Raw genomic sequence first — 5,553 nt, forward strand, 5'->3', positions numbered from 1 at the left:
CAGAGTTATCTTTTTAGAACCCTCTAAAGTTATCGGTTTGGGTGTTTGAGCAAGCGCATAATTCCCTAGTAAGAAGAAAATAAAAATAAATTTATTCATTTAATAAGATAAGTACGGATTGATATTTTATAGATTCTCAATTACAATTGAGCTGGCGCCACCGCCACCATTACAGATCCCTGCGACTCCTATTCGGCCTTTATTCTGTTCAAGCACATTCAATAGTGTAACGACTATTCTTGCACCTGAAGCGCCTAAGGGATGTCCCATCGCAACTGCACCCCCATTAACATTGACCCTTTCATCCGACAAATTTAATAATTTGTTGTTAGTTAAAGAAACTACCGAGAAAGCTTCGTTGATTTCATAATAATCTACATCCTTGCTTTCAATGTTCGCTAGCTTCAATGCTTTTGGTATTGCTTTGGAAGGTGCTGTTGTAAACCATTCCGGAGCTTGTTGTGCATCTGCATAGCTTAATATTCGCGCAATGGGCTTTAAGCCAAGTTCTTCTAATTTTTGCTTACTCATTAATATCAGGGCTGCTGCGCCATCATTTAAGGTTGATGCATTAGCAGCTGTTACTGTACCTTCTTTTTGAAAAACTGGTTTTAATGCAGGAATTTTCTCAAAGTTAACATTGTATATTTCTTCGTCTTCGTCAATAATGGTGATCTCTCCTTTACGCCCAACAATCTCAATGGGAACGATCTCTTTTTTAAACTTTCCATCTTTAGAAGCACGTTGAGCTCTTTTGTAAGACTCAATTGCATAAGCATCCTGATCTTCGCGAGATATATTACATTCGCTCGCACAAAGTTCGGCTGCGGAACCCATATGGTAGTCGTTATAGACATCCCATAGACCGTCTTTTACTAATCCATCTATTAGTTCACTGTTTCCTAAGCGATAGCCTGTTCTTGCCTTATCTAAATAATATGGGACATTACTCATGCTTTCTGTGCCAGCGGCTACTACTATGTCGTTTTGCCCTAAAGAAATGCTTTGTGCAGCTAACATAATGGCTTTCATACCTGATGCACAAACTTTATTTACGGTAGTTGCAGGGATATCTGCTAAGCCAGCAAACTTTGCTGCCTGTGTGGCGGGAGCTTGTCCTAAATTTGCAGATAGTACGTTTCCTAAATAAATTTCTTCGACTTGGCCGGGATTAATGTTTGCACGCTTAACAGCTTCAGTGATTGCCTTACCAGCTAATTCTGTAGCAGATAGAGCAGATAGTTTTCCACCAAAGCTTCCAATGGGAGTTCTTACGGCCGATACAATAAATACTTCCTGGATTGACATATTGTATTTTTTGCTTTTTGTGGAGGTAATGGTGTTTGTTACAATTCGTTAGTTGCTATTTATAACAAATGTATAACAAAATATTGCCATTGGAGGTTTTCGGCTTTCTGTAGTATTTAAATTTCTTCGGAATTTTGTAAATATCGAATTTTTTGTCAATTTGGTTTTGCAATCTGAAGAGTTTATGAAGTTTTAATTATAAAACGTTCAGTCTTCTGCTTTCTTTTAACCAGTTTTAACCGATTTTATGATTCACAAACCTTCTATTTCTCACAAACCTGATTATGCTTCAAAGAAAAAAGCGCGCTTAGGAATTATTTTTTTCTTTATTTACTTCATCCTCTATGGAGGCTTTGTGGCTATAGGGGTAATTAATTATGAATTATTAGCTATTGAAACCCTTGGAGGGTTGAATTTAGCGACCCTTTATGGTATTGGTTTGATCGTTTTTGCTGTACTATTGGGGATTCTTTATAATTTTTTCTGCTCGCGCTATGAAGATCAAATGGAAAAGGAAATGGAAGGGAAGGAGGTTGAATTATGATTTATGGGATCTCTTATACTGCATTGTTCTTTTTTATTGTATTTGTAGGTTTGGTATTAGGCCTTTCGTTTTATTTTGGAAGGAAGACTAAATCTGCCTCATCGTACTATGCCGCAGGTGGACAAATTCATTGGTCAATCAATGGGGTAGCATTTGCAGGAGATTATTTGTCTGCAGCATCCTTTTTAGGAATTTGCGGAATGATTGCCGTTTCTGGTTTTGATGGCTTTTTATATGCTATTGGTTTTTTAGCCGGGTGGATGGTTGCTCTCTTTTTAGTAGCCGAACCTTTTAAGAAATTAGGAAAGTATACCTTTTCTGATGCTCTAAACTCAACCTTTAAATCAAGGCTGGTTACGTTGACTGCATCTATCAGTACGTTAATTGTTTCCATCTTTTACCTAATCCCTCAAATGGTTGGAGCAGGTGATTTGGTGACTCCATTATTGGGCTTACCTCATTGGGTAGGTGTATTTTTAGTAGGTATTATCGTTATTGTTATTGTTGCCACAGCAGGAATGACATCTACAACCTATGTTCAGTTCTTAAAGGGCGGGCTATTGATAGTACTATCAACTATTTTAACCATATATATTCTGAAGAATGGTTTTACCTTAAATCCAGATCATAAAAATCAAGCCTATCATGAATTTTTAGAGCTCTCGCCGGAGATAAAAGACGGTAAGGTAGAAAGGGTAGAGAATTGGAATGTAATAACCCAAACTGAGGTACAGGGGAAAGAGTTTGTGAATCTTGAGAAAGATGGTGTATCCAGATGGTTTGATCTTGTACAATCGGATAATCGCTATGTATTAAAAGAAGTATTATCGATTACAGAAGATGAAAATGGAACTCAGCTTTATAACGGAGAGCCAAAAGAAAACGGTAATTTTTATCAGGTTGGCCACTTAAGTAAGATAATTGTTAATGGCAAAGAGGTTGATAAAACAGGTCCTGTAGGACCCTTTGAATATTTGAATATTATTAAAGAGAGTACAGTTGTTCGATTTACAAATGTGAAGTTCCTGGATAATAATGGAAATGTATCTTTATTTTATCAAAATGAAATTGAGGGTAAAGATTTTCTTTTACCAGGCTTAAAATATAAGATTGGTAAAGGTGCAAGTTTATGGAGTAAAATGGATTTTGTTTCATTAATGCTGGCTCTGTTTTTAGGCACTGCTGCTTTGCCGCATATTTTGATACGGTATTATACTGTGCATTCTCCAAGGGATGCCCGGAAATCAACTATTCTTGCAATTGCAGCAATTGGCACTTTCTATATACTGACATTATTTATGGGTTTAGGTGCAGCAACGAATGGTGTTATGGATGTTGAATCAAGCAATATGGCAGCTCCGCTTTTGGCAAGAGCTTTTGGAGTAGTACTTTTTTCAGTTATCTCGGCCATTGCATTTGCAACTGTTTTAGGAACGGTTGCCGGATTGCTTGTTGCATCTTCAGGAGCAATTGCTCATGATCTTTTAGATGGTTATTTTAATAAAAATTTAAGCGATGTAAATAAAGTAAAAGCCGGGAAGATTGCCGCTATTGTTGTTGGTTTATTTGCTATAGCTTTAGGGGTTTCCTTTAAAGGTATGAACGTTTCTTTCCTTGTTGGTTGGGCTTTTGCCATAGCAGCATCAGCTAATTTACCAGCGATATTGTTTCTTCTATTCTGGAAAAAAACAACTGCCAAAGGGATTTCTTGGTCGATTGTAATGGGTATTGTTTCATCGTTGGCTATTATTTTAACATCTCCATCTATGTGGGCTCTTTATGGTTTAAACCCTATAGATGCTATACATCAATTGGAAAATCCAGCTATAATTTCCTTCCCATTATCTGCATTGACCTTATTTCTTATTTCATCTTTTAAAAAAAATATTAAATGATGAATAGGGTGTATTGTCTTTAGAAATCTTAATTTTGAATTAAACAATCGCCCGTGAATCGTTCTGCATCAACATATCGAATCAATTTATTTAGTCAGTATCCGCAATTTTTCAAATACGGATTGATGATTTTATGCATTGGTGTGATTGCATTTTTCTTACCTAAACATCCAAGGTTTCGCTTTGAGTTTGAGAAAGGAAAAGTTTGGATGCATGAGGATCTTGTGTCGCCCTATAACTTTGCTATTCTAAAAACACAGGAGGAGATTAATAACGATCGCGATGATGTTTTACAGTCAATCAATCCAATCTATAATTTTCAATCCCAGATTGCAGAAAATCAGATAGCCAGAATGCAGGCAGATTTGGAGACCAAATGGCGAAATACAACTTTTGATCAGGATCAGGAACCTGTTTACAATCAGTTTGCCACGGCAATTCTTCAGAAAATTTATTCGGATGGAGTAATGTCGCCTACTAAGAAATTTCAAGTTGAGGGCGATAATTACAACCTTACTTTACTCACGGATAATGTTTCTACTCAGAAAAATACGGCAGATGTTTTTACACAAGAGAAGGCCTTGCAGTATATTGATGAAGCTATCAATGCAAATAATAAAATTGTAGAGAAGGAATGGTTGAAAAAGCTTATACCTGATTATATACAGAATAATTATCTTTTTAACGAGCAGCTTACCAATAAGCTTGAGGCTGATGCTTTAGCAAATATTTCTACAACGAGAGGAATGGTTCAGAAAGGAGAGTTAATTATCTCCGAAGGTTCTACTATCAATAATGAGGCTTATCAAAAGATAGAGTCTTTACGAGTGGCGTATGAGGAGGAGGCGCGTATTGGTGGCGATATATCGGTTGTGGTATTAGGGCAGGTATTAATTGTCGGACTAATCATTATTCTTCTAATGACTTTCTTGTATTTATTTAGGAAAGATATATTTGATGATAATCGTTTGTTAACGTTGATTTTGTTCGTGGTAACCTCCATGTTGGTTTTACTATCCTGGTCGGTTAATATCAGGCTTCCGAGTCTTTATTTTATACCATTCTGTATAGTACCAATAATTATCCGAGTTCTATTTGATACACGGATGGCACTCAACATTCACCTATTAATGGTATTGGTCGCTGCTTATTTTGTTCCTAATAGCTTTGAATTCGTGTTCTTGCAGTTAACTGCTGGGATGGTAGCTATCTACAGTATAAAAACATTGGTAAAACGTGAGCAGTTTTTGCTTTCATCTATATTTATTTTGGGTACCTATTTCGTTGCTTATTTAGGGATGGTATTAATACGCAACGGGTCTGTGGATGAAGTTCGCTGGTTAGATTTTGTTCCTTTTGCTGTGAGTGTGCTCCTTACTTTATTGGCTTATCCATTGATTTATGCCTTTGAACGTTTTTTTGGAATTACGTCCGACGTAACGTTGATGGAGTTAACCAATACGAATTCCCGCTTATTGCGTGAAATGTCATACAAAGCTCCAGGTACATTTCAGCACTCTCTGCAGGTAGCTAACTTAGCTGAGGCAGCAATGTATAAAATAGGAGGAAACACCTTGTTAATTCGCGCGGGTGCTTTGTATCATGATATTGGTAAGATCATGAATCCTCAATACTTTATAGAGAACCAGACCAAAGGATATAATCCGCATGATGGACTGACTTTTGAGCAAAGTGCTCAAATTATTATTGCGCATGTTCCTAAAGGTATGGAGATGGCTCGGAAAGCAGGTTTGCCTGAAGAGATCATCGATTTTATCAAATCACATCATGGAACTACCCGCGTAG

At 36.8% G+C, this 5,553-nt stretch carries 4 protein-coding genes; 3 read left to right on the top strand and 1 reads right to left on the bottom strand.

Annotated elements, in window-relative coordinates:
* Positions 1-126: 126 nt before the first annotated feature.
* Positions 127-1,302 (bottom strand): acetyl-CoA C-acyltransferase, encoded by a 1,176-nt coding sequence (locus tag ABWO41_RS14880; protein ID WP_353139751.1) that lies wholly within the window; start codon positions 1,300-1,302, stop codon positions 127-129.
* Positions 1,303-1,555: 253 nt separating this feature from the next.
* Here ABWO41_RS14880 and ABWO41_RS14885 point away from each other — a divergent pair, with 253 nt between their 5' ends.
* From ABWO41_RS14885 to ABWO41_RS14895, 3 genes are all read left to right on the top strand, one after another.
* The gene (locus ABWO41_RS14885; protein WP_132225756.1) at positions 1,556-1,852 is read left to right on the top strand and encodes a DUF485 domain-containing protein; all 297 of its coding nucleotides are present in this window, start codon (positions 1,556-1,558) and stop codon (positions 1,850-1,852) included.
* Positions 1,849-3,747 carry a sodium/solute symporter gene (locus tag ABWO41_RS14890; protein WP_353139745.1) on the top strand — a complete coding sequence of 633 codons (1,899 nt, stop codon included), beginning with the start codon at positions 1,849-1,851 and terminating at the stop codon, positions 3,745-3,747. The genes ABWO41_RS14885 and ABWO41_RS14890 overlap by 4 nt, the downstream gene beginning before the upstream one ends.
* 53 nt (positions 3,748-3,800) lie before the next feature.
* Positions 3,801-5,553, top strand: a 1,753-nt coding sequence (locus tag ABWO41_RS14895; RefSeq protein WP_353139748.1) for an HD family phosphohydrolase, incomplete at its 3' end; no start/stop codon positions are given.

Source organism: Pseudopedobacter sp. (assembly GCF_040392825.1).
Classification (GTDB): domain Bacteria; phylum Bacteroidota; class Bacteroidia; order Sphingobacteriales; family Sphingobacteriaceae; genus Pseudopedobacter.